The organism is Candidatus Melainabacteria bacterium (assembly GCA_003963305.1).
Taxonomy (GTDB): Bacteria; Cyanobacteriota; Vampirovibrionia; order Obscuribacterales; family Obscuribacteraceae; genus PALSA-1081.
Genome location: RXJR01000018.1, coordinates 285,083 through 306,001 on the forward strand (window position 1 = coordinate 285,083; position 20,919 = coordinate 306,001).

The 20,919-nt window shown below is 51.1% G+C and carries 14 protein-coding genes, 1 tRNA gene and 1 pseudogene; 7 read left to right on the forward strand and 9 right to left on the reverse strand.

Going from position 1 to position 20,919, the window contains the following annotated elements:
- Nucleotides 1-102 precede the first annotated feature (102 nt).
- The 4 genes from EKK48_18635 (at nt 103) to EKK48_18650 (ending at nt 3,308) form a co-directional block, all read left to right on the forward strand.
- Complete coding sequence (locus EKK48_18635) at nt 103-882, forward strand: sigma-70 family RNA polymerase sigma factor (protein RTL39882.1); 780 nt, start codon at nt 103-105, stop codon at nt 880-882.
- On the forward strand, nt 879-1,988 hold the full coding sequence (locus tag EKK48_18640; protein ID RTL39883.1) for a PilT/PilU family type 4a pilus ATPase: 1,110 nt from the start codon (nt 879-881) through the stop codon (nt 1,986-1,988). The genes EKK48_18635 and EKK48_18640 overlap by 4 nt, the downstream gene beginning before the upstream one ends.
- A gap of 281 nt (nt 1,989-2,269) precedes the next feature.
- Entirely contained in the window at nt 2,270-2,761 is a 492-nt protein-coding gene (locus EKK48_18645) for a hypothetical protein (protein ID RTL39884.1), read from the forward strand.
- Nucleotides 2,762-3,044: 283 nt separating this feature from the next.
- A complete protein-coding gene (locus EKK48_18650) occupies nt 3,045-3,308 on the forward strand; it encodes a hypothetical protein (GenBank protein RTL39885.1) in 264 nt (87 codons plus the stop codon).
- 108 nt (nt 3,309-3,416) lie between these two features.
- On the opposite strand, the gene EKK48_18655 is transcribed toward EKK48_18650, so the two are convergent.
- Nucleotides 3,417-3,491: transfer RNA gene (locus EKK48_18655), tRNA-Pro, on the reverse strand.
- Nucleotides 3,492-3,574: 83 nt separating this feature from the next.
- Here EKK48_18655 and EKK48_18660 point away from each other — a divergent pair.
- Nucleotides 3,575-4,990 (forward strand): annotated as a pseudogene (locus EKK48_18660) (DEAD/DEAH box helicase).
- Nucleotides 4,991-5,933: 943 nt separating this feature from the next.
- On the opposite strand, the gene EKK48_18665 reads toward EKK48_18660, so the two are convergent.
- On the reverse strand, nt 5,934-7,733 hold the full coding sequence (locus EKK48_18665; GenBank protein RTL39886.1) for a PAS domain S-box protein: 1,800 nt from the start codon (nt 7,731-7,733) through the stop codon (nt 5,934-5,936).
- A gap of 167 nt (nt 7,734-7,900) precedes the next feature.
- On the opposite strand from EKK48_18665, the gene EKK48_18670 reads away from it, so the two are divergent.
- Nucleotides 7,901-8,578 (forward strand): response regulator transcription factor, encoded by a 678-nt coding sequence (locus tag EKK48_18670; protein ID RTL39887.1) that lies wholly within the window; start codon nt 7,901-7,903, stop codon nt 8,576-8,578.
- 8 nt (nt 8,579-8,586) lie between these two features.
- Here EKK48_18670 and EKK48_18675 read toward each other — a convergent pair whose 3' ends face one another.
- The 7 genes from EKK48_18675 to EKK48_18705 all read right to left on the reverse strand — a co-directional run bounded on the left by EKK48_18675 (nt 8,587) and on the right by EKK48_18705 (nt 19,192).
- Complete coding sequence (locus EKK48_18675; protein RTL39888.1) at nt 8,587-12,537, reverse strand: hypothetical protein; 3,951 nt, start codon at nt 12,535-12,537, stop codon at nt 8,587-8,589.
- 39 nt (nt 12,538-12,576) lie between these two features.
- Nucleotides 12,577-13,245: a (d)CMP kinase gene (locus tag EKK48_18680; protein RTL39919.1), complete on the reverse strand. Its 669-nt coding sequence runs from the start codon at nt 13,243-13,245 to the stop codon at nt 12,577-12,579.
- A gap of 119 nt (nt 13,246-13,364) precedes the next feature.
- Nucleotides 13,365-14,291, reverse strand: a complete 927-nt coding sequence (locus tag EKK48_18685) for a hypothetical protein (protein RTL39889.1) — start codon at nt 14,289-14,291, stop codon at nt 13,365-13,367.
- 29 nt (nt 14,292-14,320) lie between these two features.
- Entirely contained in the window at nt 14,321-14,605 is a 285-nt protein-coding gene (locus EKK48_18690) for a hypothetical protein (GenBank protein RTL39890.1), read from the reverse strand.
- A gap of 88 nt (nt 14,606-14,693) precedes the next feature.
- Complete coding sequence (locus EKK48_18695) at nt 14,694-15,377, reverse strand: hypothetical protein (GenBank protein ID RTL39891.1); 684 nt, start codon at nt 15,375-15,377, stop codon at nt 14,694-14,696.
- A gap of 133 nt (nt 15,378-15,510) precedes the next feature.
- Nucleotides 15,511-16,125, reverse strand: a complete 615-nt coding sequence (locus tag EKK48_18700) for a superoxide dismutase (protein ID RTL39920.1) — start codon at nt 16,123-16,125, stop codon at nt 15,511-15,513.
- Nucleotides 16,126-16,318: 193 nt separating this feature from the next.
- Entirely contained in the window at nt 16,319-19,192 is a 2,874-nt protein-coding gene (locus EKK48_18705; GenBank protein RTL39892.1) for a hypothetical protein, read from the reverse strand.
- 473 nt (nt 19,193-19,665) lie between these two features.
- On the opposite strand from EKK48_18705, the gene EKK48_18710 reads away from it, so the two are divergent.
- Nucleotides 19,666-20,820 (forward strand): hypothetical protein, encoded by a 1,155-nt coding sequence (locus tag EKK48_18710; GenBank protein ID RTL39893.1) that lies wholly within the window; start codon nt 19,666-19,668, stop codon nt 20,818-20,820.
- Nucleotides 20,821-20,919 lie beyond the last annotated feature (99 nt).

A 20,919-nucleotide genomic window follows, 5' to 3' on the forward strand; every position in this document is an offset into this window, starting at 1 on the left:
GGACACAGTTTGACAGTTTAAAGCCGGGTTGCCAAGGGAACAATTGTTTTTGAGGGCTGGGGCCTGGCGTACGGTGACGAGGCAAGTCTCGAGGAAAGATAAGTGGCACAAGTAGATACCGTTGGCTCAAAAGAATCTGCCGGCTCCTCCCCCACAGAGAAGCTCAACCCGGCAGATACACACGAAATCGTCGTCAAACATATGCCGCTCGTGAGGCAGATAGCCAGGCGGTATAGTCAATTCAACACAGACAGTTTGGAAGATCTCGTGCAGGTCGGCTCGATTGGCTTATTGAAAGCCATCAAGTACTACGACCCCAACCGAGCTCGGTCTGCAAGCTTTAAGACGCTGGCAACTTGCTACATTCGAGGCGAGATCAGGCATTACTTGCGCGACCATTGCTCGCTGGTGCAGGTGCCGCGCAAGTTGACCGAGATGAATGCCCAGGTCTCGCAACTGGAAGAGAAGTTGACCAAGCAACTGAGCCGCACACCGACAGTGCAAGAACTGGCTGAGCAGTCAGGTTTTTCAGTGCAAGAGATTCTTGAAGCCCAGCAATCGTGGGAAGCTCGCATCCACTACGAATCACTCGACTCGACCGGTGAAGACGAAGATCGTGATGACAAAAGAAGTTTGTCTGAAACGGTTCCAGACAGGCGCTATCAAGATTTGCTCATCGCTTCTGAGGAGAGAGAGCTGGTCAGTCAGGCACTGAGAAGACTGGGCGACCGCACCCGCCAGATTATCGAGTTTGTTTTCTTCTACGATTTGTCGCAGAAAGAAACTGCCTCGGTGCTCGGTTTGTCCGAGATGGGTGTCTCGCGCGCCGTTCATAGTGCCGTCAAAAAACTAAAAGACGCCATGAAAGCCGAGGGCAAGTGAGCAACGACGGACTTTCTTCTCTAAGTTTGCCTGGTCCGGCTACATTAGAAGAGATAGTGCACGTCGCAGTCGAAAATCATGCTTCCGACATTCATCTCAAGGCGGGCATGCAGCCGATCTTGCGTATCGACGGTCAGTTGCGGGCGATTACTACAATGCCTCTTCTCGAGTCGCAGTCGTTGCGCTCGATGCTGATGGCGATTCTGACACCTGAACAGCGCAAAAACTTCGAAGAGAATTTCGAGCTGGATGCCTCTCTGGTTTTTGCCAATCACGCTCGCGTTCGCATCAATATGTATACCGATGTGCAATCAGTCGGATGCGCGATGCGTCTGGTGCCGCTGAAAGTTCCTACAATTCAGGAACTCGGTCTGCCACCCGTGATCGAGCAGCTCACTCATCTGAAATCAGGACTTGTGCTGGTGACAGGAGTTACCGGAGCAGGCAAGTCAACGACTCTGGCGGCGATGATCGATGAGATCAACAGACGCCAGACCTCTCACATTTATACGATCGAAGATCCCGTTGAGTTTGTGCACCGACCGATGCGCTCTGTCATCACTCAAAGAGAAATCGGCATTACTACGAGGAATTTCGTCAGCGCTCTGAGAACGGCATTGCGTGCAGATCCGAATATTCTGCTGATCGGAGAGATGCGCGATGCTGAAACCATGGTAGCGGCATTGAAAGCAGCCGAAACCGGATTGCTCGTCTTCTCGACCTTGCACACGAGATCGGCCACCAAAACCATGCAACGCATTCTCGGTATCTTCGAGCCTAAAGACCAGGAGGCGATTCGTATGCAACTGGCGTATGCCCTCAGGGCTGTCATTTGCCAGCAACTTTTACCGACGCTCGCAGGCGGAAGGCGAGCTTTCCACGAGATTCTCGTCAATACTTCGACTATTCAAGAAGCAATTCTGTTTGGAGAATTCGACAAGCTGAACGAGTACATGCGCAACGGTTCTTTTGACGGCATGTGCGTCATGGACGATTGCATCTACAAGGCTTATTCAGACGGCGTGATATCAGGAGACGTTGCTAATCAGTTCGCTCTCAACACCGATGAGATGGACCGCGCTTTGCGTGGCGCTTCGGTTTTGTAGAAAATTGCAATTCTAATGGGGCAAGACGACCGATGATCTTTTACCCAGAAACGCCAGGCTCTGTCTTAAATCTGTTTTTGCCAGTGGGGAGTCTATTTTGTTTTTCATTGTTGTGGGTTGCAATGGGCTGGTGCGCCTCTAACCTTCCGTTGAAGCTTGTTCGACCTCGACAGCTACAGAAGAAAAGCGCATACGACCTCAATAAACCCCACCCTCAGGGCTGGATTTTTAGCTCCCTTTGTTATGTCGGTTCGGTTTATCTCATTGGCATTGCCGTATCCATGTTGATTGACTCGCTGACGAAGTACGATACGATGAGCCTCTCAAAGGAAAGAAGAATTCTTACCGTGCATTTTCTTCTCGCTCCGGACCAGTCATTTAACCTCGATCAAATTGCGTCAATTGCAGTGGAGCAAGAGCAGCTGCCTGAAAAGTGGCTCAGTGTCTACGGACCCAAATTCGGTTGCAGAATTACTATTATCAAAAAAGATGGTCAACGCATACATTCAAATGCAGTGGCGTACTGGCATAGCCGATTGCATCCGCAAAATGAAAAAGACATCTTGAATCGCTTCCCGTCTGAATCTCGCTCCGATCTGGAAGGTCGTTTGAGCGAAGAACGACAGTCGTTCTACAAGTTGCAGAATTTCCTCAATGAGTTAGAGGCGTTGGGCGCGCCAATACAATTCAGTTATTCCGATAGTTCAGGTAAAAGCCGATCAACGGAATCTCTTATCAATATCCCTGGTAGTTCTGAAAGTAGCTTTCCATAAACCGCTCTTGAGGCTGATTTGTGGTTGCAATGATGTTTGGTGTAAATGAATTGTCTGCTGTGGTTGGGATGAGAAGGACCGATCAACGATAGGTTTTCTATATCGATCAGGCTCTGGGTGCGGTTTTAGGTTAAATCGCATCAGATCCGAGTTGTCAAACGTTGCAAGGTGTTTAAGGTCTGCTAACATTCACCAGGTTTCGAGGTGAAGTTCTGTAACTCCCGCTTGCCGCCTCGATATTCGAAGAATATGCAAGCAATTAGTATTTTTTCAGAGAGGAAGCATGTCTCCTTTTACTAGTGAAACAACGGTGTCCCTCGAACATTTAGATGACTACTTGAGAGCAATCGTTAAGCTCAAACTCAGAGAATTTGTACATCTAAGCCCCTGGTTTCAAGACATTCCTTCGATCGATGTAAACAATTACATGCGCTTCGAGTCGGTAGACAGACCAAATTATTCCGAGTATTTGCCGGACGAAGAGTGTCCAAACCGCTTTCATCTGGCTAGCGTTCGTCGCCGTCGAGCCAGAAATTTCGCGTTTTAGGTCCGGCTTTCGCCAGGTGCTTGAGGTCTCAGTTTGCGGTCAGCCCGTGCCAGCGGCTGGTATCTATTACCGTCACAGTGCCGTCTGCTCAGGCTCTTAGATTTCAATTGGTCGGGACGAGAGGATTCGAACCTCCGGCCTCACCCACCCCAAAGGTGCGCGCTACCCCTGCGCCACGTCCCGATAATTGGTCCTGAGACAGTCATTATATTATATGCACGCTGTTAGAATTAGCTTGGTAGCAACCAAAGCTTTGGCACTGGCAATTGCAAGACTCTCTAAACGACATCAACGTTCACGATATATTCGGCTTCCAGTTAGACGACTTCCAGCTTGAGGCAATAAAGCACCTCGAAGAAAATCGCAGCGTCGTTGTCTGCGCTCCGACCGGGGCCGGCAAGACCGTGATTGCAGAATACGCAGTCGAGATGGCCCTGCGCAGCAATAAACGCTGCTATTACACGACACCTCTGAAAGCTCTTTCCAACCAGAAGCTGAACGATTTCAAGAACAAGTACGGCGAAGACAAGGTTGGTCTTTTGACAGGCGACATTTCCATTAATCGGGAAGCGCCCATCGTTGTTATGACCACTGAAGTTTTTCGCAATATGCTCTATGGCACCATACTTGGTGACGTAACAAGGAATCTTCGCGATGTAGCGTTTGTCATTCTCGATGAATGTCACTACATGAACGATGCTGAACGCGGCACGGTCTGGGAAGAGTCAATCATCTATGCACCGAAGAATATTCAACTGGTAGCGCTCTCAGCTACTGTCGCTAACGCCGCTGAACTGACCACCTGGATTGATGAAACGCATGGTCCGACCGGGCTTGTGCTCTCAGACTTCCGACCGGTGCCTTTGCGTTTTCACTATTTTGGCGATCGCCACATCTATCCGCTTCTCAGCCCGGGCAAAGGTGTAAACACACTTCTGAAGGCTCGTTTTGGCAGCAAAAAATCGCAGCATAAAGACCGCAAACGCCGCTCTGGTCCAGTTCTTGGTGCCAGCCCGAATGATGTTCTGGCCGTGCTCTCCGGTCGTAATATGCTGCCTGCGATCTATTTTTTGTTCTCGCGGCGCGGCTGCGAAGAATCAATGAAGCGTGCACGAGGCATTCCTTTGATCAACTTGAGCGAACAAGCCGAGTTGAAGGAAGTGATTGCATCCTTCACTAAGGATTTCCCTAATCTTCTCAATCATCCGCATCTGCCTTACTTGCTCGAGGGCATGTCTGTTCACCATGCGGGTATGTTGCCCAGTTGGAAAGGTCTGGTCGAGAAACTGTTTCAGCGCGGTCTTTTGAAAGTTGTCTTTGCTACTGAAACTCTCGCGGCTGGTATCAATATGCCTGCACGCTCCACTGTAATAAGCTCCATTTACAAGCGAGCAGATGAAGGTCATCGTGAGTTGACCGCATCGGAATTTTTGCAGATGTCGGGCAGAGCCGGACGAAGAGGGATGGACGAGGTCGGTCACGTAGTGGTGCTGCATCATCCGTTTGAACCGGTCGAGGATGCAGCCAAGCTGGCTACTTCACCGGCTGACCCGTTGTCGAGCCGCTTCACGCCTTCTTATGGCATGGTTCTAAATCTGCTCGAACGGCACACTCTGGAAGATGCTCGTGATTTGATCGAACGCAGCTTTGGCCAGTTTCTTGTCAATCAGCAGCTGGAGCCATTGTACGAACAAAAAATGGGCTGGGAGCTTGAACTGGAAAGATTGCGCAGCCCACTTTGCCCGGCTGAACCAGGTGATCTGCCCCTGTATGGGCGGCGATTGGAGACAATTCGCAGCAAGCACAAACAACTTAAGCAGATGGAACGCGGCATGCGCGGTGGTGCAAAACAAGACCCAGCTGCCGAATCAGCACTGGCTGCGGTGCATGATGAGATTCACAACTTGCTTGCCGAAGCCTATGGAATGCCCTGTCACGGTTGCCCGGTGCAAAAACCTTGCAGCAAACAGACAGATAGAGTGGCTCAGCTAGAGAAGCGGATTAAAGAATTCGATCGCCGTATTCACAAAGAGACTACTAAGTACTGGCGCACATTCGAGGCTCTGGCCAACATATTGCGTTTGAAAGGTTACCTGGACGGCAATACTCCTACGGCGCTGGGACGCATGGCCACTGGTATCAGAGGAACTAACGAGTTGTTCTTGACTGAAGTGGCAGTGAGTGGGCTTCTCGAACATTTGGATCCGCCTCAGATGGCGGCCGTTTTGACCGCTCTGGTAACAGAAGACTCTCGCTCTTATGAGCAGTCGCGTTTCCGTGTCAGCCCTCAAGTGGAGCTTGTGCTCGGTGAAATCAATACACTTGCTCGCAAGCTCTATCGCACTCAGCGCGACATGGACGTAGATATCTCGGTTTCCTTCAGTCCAACATTTTCAGGACTGACCGAGATGTGGGCTCAGGGCGCAACCTGGGACGATATTCGTATGGCTACTTCGTTTGATGAGGGTGATGTTGTGCGGGCCTTCAGACGCACTCTCGACCTTTGCCGGCAATTCATGCGCGCCCCTGGCATGAAGCCTGAGATTGTAGCGATCTGCACCGCGGCCGAAGGTCTTCTGGCGCGTGACGAAGTGAAAGAGAATTTCTAAGTTCAATCGGCTAAGTTCAATCGGGAATTTTTACCCAGAATGTGCTGCCGACTCCGACCGTACTGTCAACGCCGATTGTGCCCCCGTGCTGCTCGGCAATGTTTTTTGAGATGGCCAGACCGAGACCCGTGCCTTTGTGCTTTTTGTTAGCACCATCTGCTTGTTTGTATCTTTCGAAAATCGTCGACTGCACCTCGGGTGGAATGCCGCAGCCCTGATCTGCGATTTCGAAGACGACGTAATTGCTGCCTCGCACCACACGCAGACGCACTTCCGAGCCCGGTTCCGAAAACTTGACGGCGTTGGAGAGCAGATTGACCAGAACCTGAACGAAACGGTTGCGGTCGACTACGACATTCAAACTGGTGGGCTCGATGATAATCGCCACCTTGTTCTGTTCGGCAAAACCATAAACTGATTGTTTTGCTTGTTCCAGCAAGGCGACCGCACCGATCTCATGCCGATCGAGTACGATTTCGCCTGCTTCCAGTTTTTCCAGGTCGAGCAACTCATTGATCAGACCAATCAAGCGGGTCACATCTTGCTCTGCTGCGGCCAGGCGCTTATGCCCTGTTTCGTTCACTGATCCATAAGCTTCTACCGACATCAATGTGAGCAGATTCAGCACCGAATTTAGTGGCGTGCGCAGATCGTGACTGACCATCGCGACAAAGTCTTTTTTCATGCGCTCAATTTGTTTTTCCACCGAAACATCATGCACCACGCAAAAGTAGCACTGCTGCTTTGGAGACCAGTTGGCCGTCCAGTGCATATCTGCCACTTCGCCATTTTTTCGCCTGATGCGCGTGTCGAAATTGCGTGACTCTTCTTTGCCTTTGACCAGGTTGCTTGTAATTTTTTCTGCATCTTCAGTGGCTATGATTTCGCGCACATTCAGCCCGAGCAAGTCCGCATCTGTGTATCCCCACTCCTGCTCGCAAGCCGGATTGAGCGCAATGAAACGGTAGTTAGAATCGAGCGAGCAAATTACATCAGACACGTTGTCGGTGAGGGCTCTTTCCAGTTCAGCCGCTTCTTTCAGTGCATCTGCCATCTCGTGCAGCGCGATGTCGAGGTCTGTGATTTCGTCTGTGCCTGGCACTATATCTGGTAGCGTTTCACCAAGAGCGATCTTGCGGCTGTTGGTATAGAGCGTGTCGAGTCTCTTGACGATGTGTTTGCTGAAGAGTCTCCAGCCCACCAGAGCCAGAATGATGTTTCCGGCGATGCCTCCGTAGATTAGCCACTTGAGTAGATCGGCATACTGCCTGGCTTTCTCAGGACCGCGCCTTTCTATTTCCATCTCCGGCTGGAGCATGCCGTCGACTTGTAATTTGATTTCCTTGACAAGTTTGACTATTTGTTTCCGACGCTTACGCAATTGCTGGTATGAACCCAGGTCTTTACCCAGTTGACCGAATAATTTGTGGACGTCCGCGATCACATCAATGCCGTGATCGATTGCGTTGCCGAAGGTTCGGATGTCATCTTCTTCCTTAGGTGTTATTGCCAGCGCCAATAAGCTTTCATATTCACGGCGAATTGCTTGTAGTTTTTCGTTGAATTCTTCATCTTCCGACACCGCCTCTGAAGAGCCCAGGCTGGCTGGCGCCAAATCGCTGATGGCGTTGTAGACCATGACAATTACTGAATTTGTATGTCCGATGAGCTGCCTGGCATGCTCGGCTTCGTTTCGTTGTCTTTCCGTCTCTTGTAAAAGGTATGTCAACGTGCCAAAGAAGAAAAGTTCCAGGATTAATGGAATGGCGACAAGTATCAGTCCTTTCTGCGTCAGGTTGAACTTACCGGCTACCAAGTTAACTCTCCGCTTTTGCTTGATGCGATAATCCTAAGGCAGTCTGGGCGCGCAGCTGACCGGCTGGTCTCAGGTTAGCCTGTGCAGCAGGCTGCACGGCATAATTCTAGTCTGTCTGCGCATTTGTGGTATGAACCTGTTTGAGGTCTGGGGCTAAGGGTTGGAAGATGGCAAAAATTCTCCTTGTTGAAGATGACAAAAACATGGCCAATACTGTTGAGGATTGGCTGAAAACCCAGCAGTATGAAATCGACGTGGCTTATGACGGCGATGATGGTGCCGAACGCCTGGTCTTTTACCAATATGACGTTGTTATTTTGGATTGGAGCTTGCCGAAGAAGACAGGTCTGCAAATCTGTCAGGAGTTTCGCCAGAGAGGCGGCAAGACGCCGATTCTGATGCTGACCGGTAAAGATGCTGTCGAAGACAAGGAAACCGGGCTTGATTCAGGTGCCGATGATTATTTGACGAAACCCTTTCATCTGCGTGAGCTGAGCGCACGACTGAAGGCGCTTTTGCGTCGACCTGTGTCGACGCTGCCTGAAACGATAAGCTTCTGTGGAATCGACCTGGACACGAAGGCACGGCGCGTGCGTCGGGATAACGTCGATTTGAACCTGGCGCCGCTGGAATACAAGCTGCTGGAGTTTTTGATGCGCAATCCCAACGAAGTTTTTGCCCCAGAGGCTTTGTTGAATCGCGTCTGGCCAAATGACTCGGATGCATCGAACGAAACGGTGCGCACCTGTATCAAAAAGCTGCGAAAGAAAATTGATGTTGAGGGGCAAGAATCAGTAATTACGAATTTGCCCGGTGTCGGCTATCGTTTCGATGCGGCCAAATAAGGCTGCTTTTAATTTTCAGAATCGCGCTTGCTCTTTAGTTTGAAGAGCGTAATGTCGTTGTCTGACTGTGAAAAGTCGAGCAGGCTGGGCATTTGCAAGGCGCTGCTTCTGTTTTGAAATCCCGGGTCAAATTTTAAATCTCGTGACTCGGCAAGCCGTGACAGGCTTTCATCTGAGTCTAACCTGGGCACCTCGTCTCGAGCGAATTTCAGCCATTCTGTCAGAGTCACTATGGCATCTTTTGGCGCGCTATCGGCGCGTCCATCGTCGGCCAATCCTTCATTGAGCAGTGCGTAGGTCAGTAACCCGTGTCCGAGCGATTCGCGTTCTTGAGCAGTGCTGGCTGCCTGGCTGGCGAAGAGAAGTCGCATTTTTTTGTAGTAGGCGAGTTGTCCCAGACCCGGGCTATCCATCGGACCCGGCTTGAATTCTTTACCGGGAGCCGCGCCGGAGTGGCAGGCATCGATAATCATCGTCAGGTTCGAGACGTCGAGATCTTTTAGCCAGTCTGTCATTTCGGCAGTGCTGATGCAGTGATTCTTCAAGTCGTCAGTCAACCCGGTACTTTGTGATTTGCCGATGTCGCTTGGAAATAAATAGAACTCCCCGGTCTCTTTGTCTGTTGTGCCGTGAGTGGCAAACGAGAGCAGTACGAAATCTTCTGCGTTTGCTTGATTGAGACCGGCTTCTTGCAGCAAGCGGGCAATTCGTGGATCTGTCGGCGACTTGCCGGAGAGGGCTTGAATAACTGCTTTTATACTGGCTTTTGTCGGGGTGAGGGCGCTCTCTTCATTATTGTCTGTGGTGACGCACACGGGGATTACCTCTTCGAAGTTTCCCGAATTCTCCAGGTCCGAGACCAGCTTCGATTTCGTGTGTACGTCGCCTGCGAATTCTCGGGCATCTGATGCGGCGAAATTGAGATTCAGTTGTTCATTCTCGAATTGATTGACACCAAATGCGATGACATAGGCGCGCCTTTTTCTCGCGGCAAGTGGTTTCGCCAGTTCGTATATCGTGGACTTTGTCTCGCTCTTTACTTTGTCACAATTGAACGCGAAGGCGCTAAAGACATATTTGGTTGAACTGTTGTGTGGTAGTTTGATTTTGAAGGTGTGCGACTGCACAGTGTCCGAGCCACCGCTCACATCTGCTTCCGCACTTTTCGCATCGGTGCCGTCGGTGTGAGAAAGGTCCGACTGTGAAAGTGAGCCGACTAACTGTCCGTCTCGAAACAAGCACAGATCGTAAACTCCACTTCTGACTGTGCCTTTTAGAGAATTTGCGGAATTTTTTTGTGTGCTTAAGATTGGGCTCGCGTCTGATTTCCCGGACGTTCGGTTCTGGCTTGAACTTTTGAACGAAACTGTTACGGCAACTTGATCTGGTGAGCCTGGCACAGGCGCAATTTCTAGATTTGTAATTAGCGGTTGCACCGTAGTCAATTTTGTCAACTCAGGCAGGGGCGCAAAACTATCTTGATTGACCAGGCGCGGTAGCAGATTCGGTTCAAAGAACTGTCTGAGAAAAATTTCCGGCGGCAGTGGTGTCATTGGTTCTTCCGGACGCAACCAGGCAAGAGATGATATCTGCTCCAGGTTATTAGTGTCGAAGCGACCATCTTCTGTAATCACCGCCCAGCTGTCCTTCTCGCTCTCGGTTTGAGGGAGGGTGATCATCGAGCATATTTGTTTCTTAGCTGCGGGATTCCACAGGCTGATCAAACCGTTTTCGCAAGCACTGACAAGTTGCGTATCATTCTTGTTAAAACACAGTGAGTTTATTTTGCTCTGCAAATTTCCCAGTGCAGTTGATTTTTGCTGATCAGACAGATTGACTATTTTGATGTCACCACCGGAGGTGCCAAGGGCAATCCTCGTGTTCGTGCTGGAAAATGACAGCGCTGTGATAGCATCGTCTTGCTTATCGATGGTCTGGACCAGCTTGCCGCTGTCGACCTCCCAGATTTTAGCGTTGCCCAGGTCGTCACTGGCGGCGATCAACTTACCATCGTTACTGAAGGCGACTGCCCATAAGTAAATATCTGCCGCATCATTGAGATAATATGGCTGGAAAGCCTGGATCTTGCGGACTATTTTTTTTGTGTAGTTATCGTAAATCAGAATTGCGCCCAGCCCATCACCCAGTGCCGTTCTGGTGCCGTTGGAAGAAATCGTGACGTTGTCGCCTATTCCCGGCAGAAATTGTTCCGAGACTTTCTTCCCTGAGTTGATGTCGAATATGGATGCACAGTGCTCCTTGTTTGTGCCGACAATGACCCTTTGCGTTCCGTCGTCAAAGGCTACTGCACCTATAGAGTTGATCGTTTTGAGATTGCCTGGATGATTTTTCCTGTCCATCATTTCAGTAATATGAAGGTTGCCGTTGTTGCTGCCGCTGGCTAACTTCTTGCCGTCTGCCGAGAGGCGCAAGCAATTGATTGAGTCAGTGTCGATTTGAATACGTTGCGGTTGGCTGTCCTGTCCCGGTTTCCAGAAATAAAGAGAACCGTTTTCACTTCCAGCTATTATCTGGGACGAATCCGGACTGATAACGACGACGTTGACGGCATTGTTCGGGTGGCCGAGTCTTGCTTGTAATGCGCCGGTTGTCGCGTTCCAGAGTTTGACTGTCTTATCCTCGCTCGTGGTGGCAATAGACTTTCCGTCCGGGCTGTAGCTTACGCTTCTAATCGCCTCTGTATGTCCGGCGATTCTCGCTTCTACGGTGCCGCTTGTGGTATTAAAAATGGTGGCGCTTCGTCCGCCGTCGGCTGCCAGGCAGTCTGATACGACTATGTGCGAGTCGTCCGGGCTGAAGGCGCATGAAAAGCGATTTATGCCGTCGACACGATTGACTTGAGTTCTCTCGCGGAGCGCAGACACTTCTAAATCTGCCGGCTTTTGGTCTGCATTTTTCGATGCAGATATCTGTTCTGTCTGAGCAGACTTCGGAAGCTCGAGTAATTTTGTTTTCTGTCCCGTTGTCATATCGAACAGGTAGAGCTTGCAGTCGATTTCAATTGCTGCCATTGGCTTGCCGTATCCATAGGCAATTGGCGGGTGGAGCGCCTCGATATTTTTCAGAGTCCAATCTTTTGATGAGCCTTCCCGACTGAATGCGTTGCAGATCATCATGTGTTTTGCGGGGATGGTTAATGCCATGCAGCGCACGTCTGAAGCGAACGAGGCGGTGGGAAACTGACCATCGAAAGTCTGCAGGAAGAGTCTTGCTTCCACGGGCTTCAATGTGTTTCCGTGTCTGGAGCCGTCAGTGCGTCCACCTTGAGTCTTGTGCATTTTCATCGGCAAGATATCTTCAGTTACTGTCAAGCCTTTCATAAGCGGTGGAATCTGCTCTGCGCTCGGCATCCAGGAGATCAAAGAAGCATCTGTATAGCGGGCAAAAATTGATTTATCCGGTGCAAAAGCGACCTGCTCAACCGCGTTGTAGCCGAATTTTTCTCGCCAGGTGCTGTCGAAAGTGTTGATATATTTGCGGATCGGCTTGCCATCTGTCAGGTTCCAGGTGATTACCAGATCGTCCATGCCACCACTTACGAGTTGGCTTCCGTCATCATTGAAAGCAATAGAAATGACAGGATCTCTGTGTCCGGAAAGAGTGCGAATCAATCTCCCCGTCTTCGTTTCCCAGATTCTGATAGCGTTGTCGCGACCGCCTGTGGCAATCAGTTTGGAATCAGGACTGAAGGCGCAGGTCAGGACTCCGTCGGTGTGACCTGATTGCACGACCAGTTGAGGAAGACGGTTTAAGTTGTTTTGCTTGCTGTTCGACTGTGTTGTGCTGTCGGCAGATGACTGCGCCAGAGCGCCCATGGGCAGAATCGTGGTTGTTAAAGCGGCAATCACCATCAACGAGGCGATGAATTGATTATGTTTCTTCACTTGAATCCACGGGGCGACAAGTGACATTCTACTGTTTTTCGGCGACGAGCACATCGCTGAAATCCGTAAAAGCGCTCCAGTTCGGACCTTAAGCTAAGAGCAGAGTTTGATTATGTGGGCGACGACTTCGTCAACCGTCATTTTGTCTGAAAGAATTGCTACCGCGTCATCGGCCATTCTCAACGGAGCAATTTCCCTGTTAGTGTCCATTTGATCGCGTTCGATAATGTCTTTCAACAACGTGTCATAATCAGGATTTTCTCCTGCCGCCTGCAGTTCCAGCAGACGTCTCTGGGCTCGCACCGCAGGTGATGCGGTGAGGAATATCTTGATATTGGCGTCAGGTAAAACCACCGTGCCTATGTCTCGTCCATCGAGTACGACTCCGCCAGCCATGGCCAGATGTCGCTGCTGATTGACCAGTTGCTCTCGCACTGCACCAATTGCCGCCAGTTTACTGACCAGCTTGGTGATGTTTTGAGAGCGAATCAGTTTGGTCACTTCTTCACCATTGACGAAGACGAGAATTTTTTCTTCATCATGACCGGGCTTCAGTTCGATTTTCGATTCGGCCACAGCTTTAACGATTGCATCTCGATCGTCAAAACTGATTCCTTTTTGTACTACAAGCCACGTGGCGGCGCGATACATGGCGCCTGTGTCGATGTATAAGTAATGCAGCGCATCGGCGATTTTTTTGGCAACTGTTGATTTCCCAGCTCCGGCTGGTCCGTCAATGGCTATCTGCAAGGTTTTAGACACCCCTGCAGCAGCGTTCCTATTGCGAATCTGGTCTTCAGAAATCACCATGCGGGTTACCAAGTCGTTTTGCTGTCCTTAAGGGATTTTACTCGACCTTGCTGACATTGGCGACCATAAAGTTATTTAGGTTTCTGAGATGTGCTTCGCTTTATGGTCGGTTGGCGGGCTGTGGTCGCTCCGGTTGACACGGGAGCGGGTCTGGCTCCCATGATTTGATGTTCTTCCAGGTAAACGCTCAGCGGTTTCCAGAAAATAATGGCCATACATTCCATGACAAAGAGGACTCCCACTGCTCCTATAATCAGCATGGGAGAAAGCCCGCCTGTGTTGCGTTTCCCCGGACGTATTTTAGTGTCGGAATCTTGATTGGTGCGCGGCAAAGTAAGGCTGGCCAGTTCTTCTGCGGAAATCGGCTCGATTACTCTAGTGCTGGGCACTGCCGAAGGCTCAAGTTCAATACCTCCCGCAGGAGCAATACTGCCGACAGGAGCTATACCTGCAACGGGTGCGAAACTTCCAGCAGGAGCGATACCGTCTCCAGGCGCTACCAGCGGCTGCAGGAGCTGCCAGCTGGCATTGGGATTTTGTGGTTTTATGTCCACAACTTGCGGCTTGGTAGCAGCTCGTTCTTCCAGCGCATCGAAAGCATTGGCTCCAAAGACTTTGTCCAGAAGCGACTTCTCGTCATGAAGTCCGTTGGGCGATTCTGGCAGATTTGGAACCAGCGGCAATATTTTCTCCAGCTCGATGTTGAGAGAGTAAGGAATGCTCAGGCTGTCGTCAGAACTAGGTCTGAGACAGGCGAAATTTCCATCTTTGATGCTGAGCAACTTCCGCACTGCCGGGTAGCCGCTTTCGCGGGTGTTGGAAATTATCGCGGCAGTAATAAATCTGCCGTCGACAATACAGATCTTTCCGTCACAATCACGAGTGCTGGTTGCGACCCGCAGGAGTAAATTTCCCGAGGGTCGCTTTTCCAGGACTTTCTGCAGCACATTTTTCAGCTGCACATCATCTGTCAGGCGACCCTCGAAAACAACATCCAATTGAACCGCCTTAGCCTCGCTGCTGTTTCCTACCGTCGTGCGGTGCTGCTACCTCGGTCCAGGAATCCTTTGAACCATTCCATAAAAGGCATTGGCTTGTGGGCGTTCGCTCCGGCCTTTGCCTGAGATTCCTCAAGACCCATGCCTTCCGACATGTACCTGACTATCTCTAATATTTCCCCGTCCTCGGGAAATCGTCCCAGTTCTTTTTTAGAAAAGATGAGAAAGTCACGATCTTGTACTTCGAAAACTCCGCCTGAAGACTGAATCAATGTCGAATCTTCCTGCAGTTTTTCTTCGAGCTCAGCAGCCAACCTGACCGCTTTTTGCTTATAGCCTCACGCACCGCAATACGTGATTGTGAACCTGCTTTGTCTCTTGTCTGCCATCTTGTTACCTCATCTACTGTTGGGGCTTGCCTACAAAAATTCGTTTCCACCAGGGCATATTCAATACTTCTTGATACTGGTTTTTCAAGGCGATCAGATCCTTCTGAGCCGCTATAAGTTCCTCTTTCAGTTTTGCAGTTTCCTGAGCGTTGTCTTTCAAAAGGCGCATAGATGATTGCAATTCGCTGAGCAATCGCAAATCTTCCAGATGGGCGCGTCGCTCCTCGGAGAGTTCTTTGTGCGTGGCTGCCAGCTCGCGCAGCAAGTGCAGCTCCATCATTGGTTTAGCAAACGCCAGTTTAGATGCCGCTTTCGAGATGATCTGGCGGGTGGTGGATGGGGAAGACTGAGGCGTCTCGCGGTTGGCCTCCACGACGCTGTGCTCGGTCTCACGGTTGTGGTCGTACAGAGCTTGAAGATTGAACCCGAGCGGGGGAGTTATTTCCCACTCCTCATTGTCGTTGATGATTACCTTGCGGGCAGTCCAGCCATCCGGTAATTTGTTACCCCATTTGCCGGAAAGGCTGCGTTCCAGTGCACGCATCGACTTGCCCAAGGCAAAAGCAGCATCTTTCAAATTGAGGGTGACCGGTTGTTCCATGTTTCGTTCAACTGAGATTTGAGGCTCTGCCTTCATTTCATAGTCAGGGTAAATCTCGAATGGTTCTATTACTGGCTTTGTGGCGTCTTCGATCATTTCGCAATCCTGGAGTGGCTAGTTCATTGTAGCGGTTGAATCAGCATTGGTCTTGAATACGGCTTTATTTGTCACCTAAAGCAAAGCAGGTCCCGGGGGACCTGCTCTGGTGAATGCTCTGTGAGAGCGTTTCTTACTTGATCAGGCGTGACTCTACAGCTGCCCAGTCGATGTTGCTGAAGAAAGCTTCGATGTACTTCGAGCGTTCTGCAGGTTTGTAGTCGAGAAGGAAGGCGTGCTCCCAGACGTCCATAACGAGAATAGGCGCGAAACCGGCAACGTTGCCTTCTTCGTGTGAGCTTATCCAGTGGTTGGAGAGAGTCTTGGTGAATGGGTCCTGGAACAAGATGGCCCAGCCCACACCACGCATTGCGCCTACTTTGCAGAAATCGTTCTTCCAGACTTCCAGGCTGGAGTAGACTTCCTGCAACTTGTTGCCGATGGCGCTCGATTCTTTCAGTTCAGAACCGCCAGACTTCATGTTGCCGAAGTAGTACTCGTGCAAGCGCATGCCGTTGTATTCCCAGCCGTAGCGGCGTTTTATTTCGTTATATTCAGGTTGTCCTGATTTGCCTGCTTCTGTCAGTTCAATGATTTTTTCATTCAAAGCATTTGTGTTTTTGACATAGCCGGAATACAAGCCAAGATGTATTTCGAGAGTTTTGTCGGAGATGCCGGTCAGATTCTTCAGGTGTGAGAAGTCTTTCTCCGCATATGGTTTGTATGAAATTTTTTGCTGTACGGTCATCATGTTCTCCTATTCAGAACAGTAAGTTCCGGGGCGTTTGATAGTTAGCGTCAATAAATACCATAAATCTATTTTCAAGATGTTGAAAGCTAGATTAATCCCGCTTTGATGCGGTTTTTTATTACAGGTTAATGACACTGAGAGTCGACAGCCGAGCTTCTGGGCAGGGCGTTGTTGATACTACTTGCGGTGGCTAGATTTTTGGTCCGAGCTTGGGCATCAGGTCACTCAGTCGTTTCTTTGGCTTATCTTGCTGTTCGGCGTGCTCTTCTTCGCCGTCGGAGAACAGATCCATCGGACCCTGTGAGGCAGCCGGTTCAGCTTGAGGGGGTTGGGCCTCAGGCGGGCCTCCCTGCAACGACTGAGCTGCCTCCTGGAACATTTGTGCGGCCGGTGAATTGGGCATTGGTTGCCATGCTTCTTGATTGGTTGCAGATGGACTCTGCCAGCCTGGAAGTGGGCTTGGTGCTGCGGCTTGCCAGTTTGGTTGAGCTGGTGCTTGTGCCGGCATATCCGGAGGCGCTCCCCAGGCTGATTCTTGCGGGGCTGCTGAAGTCGGTGGCTGCCATTCAGTCGGGGCGGGAGCGGCTTGCTGCTGCGGCTGCTGTTGCTGCGGCTGCTGCTGGTTTGCCCAGTCAGATTGCATAGCGGGCATAGACTGCGAAGAGCTGGCGGCCCAGTCTCCTTGCTGTTGAGGAGGTGCCGGCTGTTGGGGGGCTTGCGGTGGCTGTTGTTGGGGGGCTTGTGGTGGCTGTTGTTGGGGTGGCGCAGCCCATTCGCTTGCAACTGCTGGTGCTGTTGTTGATCCCCACTCAGGTTGCGGCTGTGGCGCTTGAGCTTCCCACTCAGATTGAGAAGCAGGTTGCGGTGCCGCCCAGTCTGCTTGTTCAGAACTTTGTGCCCATTCATTTTGTGATGGCGCTGAAGGTGCTGGCGTGCTACCCGCCCACTCACCCGCTGCTGGTTGCGGCTGACCAGGCGCTGCTGGTGCCGCCCAGTCGGAGGCTCCGGCGGCCTGACTCCATTCAGCTGGCGCCTGATTCTGAGCTGGTTGAGCAGCTTGCTCATGCACAGGCCACTCTTGCGAACTGGTTGATTGCCAGTCGCTCGCGGCTGATGGCACACCGGTGGCTGGTCCGGGCGTTGCTGGCGCGCTGAAGGCCGGCTGTTGCGCCTGTTGAGGTGGTTGCATCTGCGGTTGTGGTGCTTGTTGCGGTGGCTGAGGGGCTTGCGGCGGCTGTTGCCCTTGTTGTGCTTGCCCACTCTGCCATGCATCCGCTGTCATCTGGGCCTGGCCAACTGATTGCCACGTATCACTTTGTGCTGGTTGAGCCGCTTGAGCTGGCGGCGCTTCCGCTTGCTGTACATCGCTGGGCTTGGGCATCCATTCATCCGGAGACGGCGAGTGCCAGGCGTCTGCGCCTGCGTTCGTCAGGTCGGGCGCAGGTGCTGAAAATGCTGCTGGCGCCTGCTGAGGCTGTTGCTGCGCAAATTGTGGCTGATTGATAGATGAGCCAAATTCTGCAAGAGCATCTGCTTGTGCCTTTGCGTTGGCTGCCGCGCCCTGGTCGAATGGATTCGATGTTTGTGCTCCTGCATCGGGTGTTCCGGCGGGACTGAACGCTGGAGCAGTTGCCTCCGCGGCGCCTGTTTGGGCTGCCTGTGCAACCGGCTCTGCCGCGGGTATAGATTGCGCCGTGGTATCGGGATTCTCTGCCGTTTTGGGCTGACCGGCACCAGCCTGAGCTTCAACCATCTGGGCGGTTGTGTCGGTTGGTGTCTCAGCTGTACGTGGCTCCGGCGTCTCGATGAGCGCTTCCGGCACACCCGGATCTGCGCGCAGAGGAGCAGTATTCCAGCCAAGTTCATTGAATGCTTGTTCGAGAGTGAAATTGTTGCGCTCGCAGTTTTTGAGCACGATCATGCCTTGCTCATGGTTGAGGACTCCCGAGGTGATCAGGTCGTTGCATTTTTCTGCTGCATCAACCAGGGCCGAGTCCATAACACCTGACAGTCTGAGCATTTTCGCCATGATGGCTGTGTCTTTGGAGCCAACTCGAATCGCTTGCTCGATATCTTTGGCGGTGATGATGCCGGAGAGCTGCAAGAATTGATACAGATGCAGCGGCTCAATCGCCGGCATCGGCGGCTCTTCTGGTGGGGCCGCAGCAGCTGATTTCTTCTTGGATGGTTTTTGATGGCTGATGGCGATAGCTTCGCCAACTGACACCTTCTTTTGTTTAACCGTGCCGAGGAATTTTGCCGCCTCATCTTTTTTGATGGCGCCGGCACCAACCATTGCCTGCAGGTCAAGAGCTGCGTCAAGAAGTTCCTGGGTAATCAGATTTGTCTGCAGAAGTACCTGCCCGACAGGTTGTTCTTGCAGCAGACCGACCTCAACAGCGCTCATCAGCGCTTGTTCGTCGACAAGTCCGGCCATCACGAACAACTCTCCAAGGCGCACTGTTTCTGCAGTCGGCAGGCTCAATGCCCCGGTTTCGGCCAGATATTGCTCGATTGGAATTTGTCTCTCTTTGGCGGAACGCAGCCCCTGAATAGCTTGCTCGCGCGTCAGTTTTTTGTCGCGGATAAATACCTGTGCGTTCAGAACCGCTGTCAGCATCTGTTCTGTCAGATTTCCATTACCGACAAGCACTCTTCCCAGCGGTAATCCGATCGACTGGCACTGCAAAAGAGCTGCATTCAAGGCGTCAATAGGAACAATATCTGCCGCCAGCAGCAGTTCGCCCAGTTTATTCGTGACGGCGTCTGACTGTTGATTCCATTTCAGTCGTTTGAACGCCTCTTCCAGAGTGATGTCTTCAGTACCCACCATTGTCAGGGCTTTGATTACCAGATCGAACTCAATCAGTCCGTCTTTGAGTAGCGACTGTGCTTGCACGGCCGCTTGCAAGTGCTGCTCCGTCAGATAACCTGACATGATCAAGACACGTCCTACAGGCAGCCCCTGCTGCTTTGAAATCATCATCGCTTCGCGTAGGTCCGAAGCTTGCAGGAGCCCTGCTCCTGTTAGTAAGTCACCCAATCTGACGCCGTCGCTGGTCATATCTTTTCCCGCAAGTTCTAGCTATTAGAATATGCCCACTGAGGATCATAGCTAGCCAGACAACCGACAATATTGGTTGAACAGCTTTTGCCGCAAATGCCCGGTCATAGATTCGCGGTCCATAATCCCAGCCCCTGGAAGGCTCGGGCTATCCTGGATAGTCTACACGAAGCTTACTTCACGTTCTGTAAAAACATGCCTGCTCTTTGCAATGGAGCCTCTCCGCCTTGGGCACTGTATATGGTGGCATCGAAAAGTGCCCTGGATTTGTCTTTGAATCTCTGCAACTGGCTGTAGGTGTGGTTCTATTGAACACTTGATGGCGAGTTACTGATCATTTTAGTACTTGATGGAAGCCAAAAGTCTCGACCGGGCCATTTCAAGATTTGACCTTAAATATTCGCCGGGGCAATATTACGTATATACAAGCCGGAGATCCCATGTACTATCAGTGTTGACAAGAGAAGTGTCTAATGGATAAGTTTTTTCTCTCTATCAATAACCGTATATTGCTGCCGGTGGTCTTTCTGGGCGGCGTCATTGTCTGGCTGATACTTTGCGAAGCCCATTATCAGAGCTATTGGAACGCCACGATTTATCGCGTTCAAACAACCGATTTCAACCTTTTGCATCACACGCTGCCGACTACGCTTTCGGAGCTTATCATCGCCGGGCGCGACGACGAGGTGCAAAACGTTCTCGATTCGACCTACGGCATTTTTGGACTGGTGGTCACTGATCCCTCCGGCGAAACCATTCTTTATAAAACGAATAAGGAATATCACCGCAAGTCATGGCAGGCTAAGGCAACTCCTGAAGGGCTTTTAGAGGAAGGGAAGAAAGAGCCTTTTGATGTTTTGACTGACCCACCGCCACTTGAACCGGTATGGCAGCATGAGTCGCCGCGTGCCCAGGCCGCTGTGCGTGACCAGAATGCACTGAATGCCGGCACTCGTGTTATCGGTCACCTGTACTATGTTCGTCCAGATCCACCGCCTTTCCTGGAAGACCTGGCCGGATTCATCACGACCAACCCGGCAGAGCTTTCCGGTGCTAAACGAGGCTACCTATTTATTACGTTGACAACGATCGGGTTTGGATTGGTTGTGATCTTGCTTGTTATGTTGCGCCAGCGCATGGTCGAGATGCGGCAGATTGAAATTGATCACATTCAACGCGAGCTCGACATAAGGAAGAAAGCACTCGAGCACCTTTCGTCTGAATTGGTAGCCCAGAAATCTCGAAAAACCTGGCTTGAACGAGAAGCCGACGAGTCTTACAAGCGCGCCCTCAGTCTCAAGCAATCTCTTGAGAAATTACGCGATTCGCTCGCCCTGGTTAACGCCAACGCCAACAACAATAACGGCGTCGTCGGGCAAGGCGCTCAAAATTCGCAAGCCATCAAGATTCGCCCGGCAGTGCATCCGCCCTCGGCTTTGCTTGAAGAAATAGAGCAGTTGATTCCTGCTTTGACCGACAATGCTGGATCATTAAAATCACAGGCTACTTTGCTACATGATTATTGCGCCATTCTTGAACAAAGGCAGACAGAAATGAGAACAATTGTGGAACATGCTTCTACAAGGGCACAACAACTGCCAGATGTTCTGGATATGTCGCCCCGATAGGCCAGTTGGCGGATTTCCCCGTTCAGCTGGTTAGTGAGCATCTTTAATCACATTTGTAGGTGACTGGGGTGGCTGCTAGCCGTGATAAGCTTAACTACT

Bases quoted from the DNA above. Each gene is read 5' to 3' on its own strand.
- EKK48_18645 (RTL39884.1), top strand. From the start codon at position 2,270: ATGTTGATTGACTCGCTGACGAAGTACGATACGATGAGCCTCTCAAAG.
- EKK48_18650 (RTL39885.1), top strand. From the start codon at position 3,045: ATGTCTCCTTTTACTAGTGAAACAACGGTGTCCCTCGAACATTTAGAT.
- EKK48_18670 (RTL39887.1), top strand. From the start codon at position 7,901: ATGGCAAAAATTCTCCTTGTTGAAGATGACAAAAACATGGCCAATACT.
- EKK48_18675 (RTL39888.1), bottom strand. From the start codon at position 12,537: ATGTGCTCGTCGCCGAAAAACAGTAGAATGTCACTTGTCGCCCCGTGG.
- EKK48_18695 (RTL39891.1), bottom strand. From the start codon at position 15,377: ATGATCGAAGACGCCACAAAGCCAGTAATAGAACCATTCGAGATTTAC.
- EKK48_18700 (RTL39920.1), bottom strand. From the start codon at position 16,125: ATGACCGTACAGCAAAAAATTTCATACAAACCATATGCGGAGAAAGAC.
- EKK48_18705 (RTL39892.1), bottom strand. From the start codon at position 19,192: ATGACCAGCGACGGCGTCAGATTGGGTGACTTACTAACAGGAGCAGGG.
- EKK48_18710 (RTL39893.1), top strand. From the start codon at position 19,666: ATGGATAAGTTTTTTCTCTCTATCAATAACCGTATATTGCTGCCGGTG.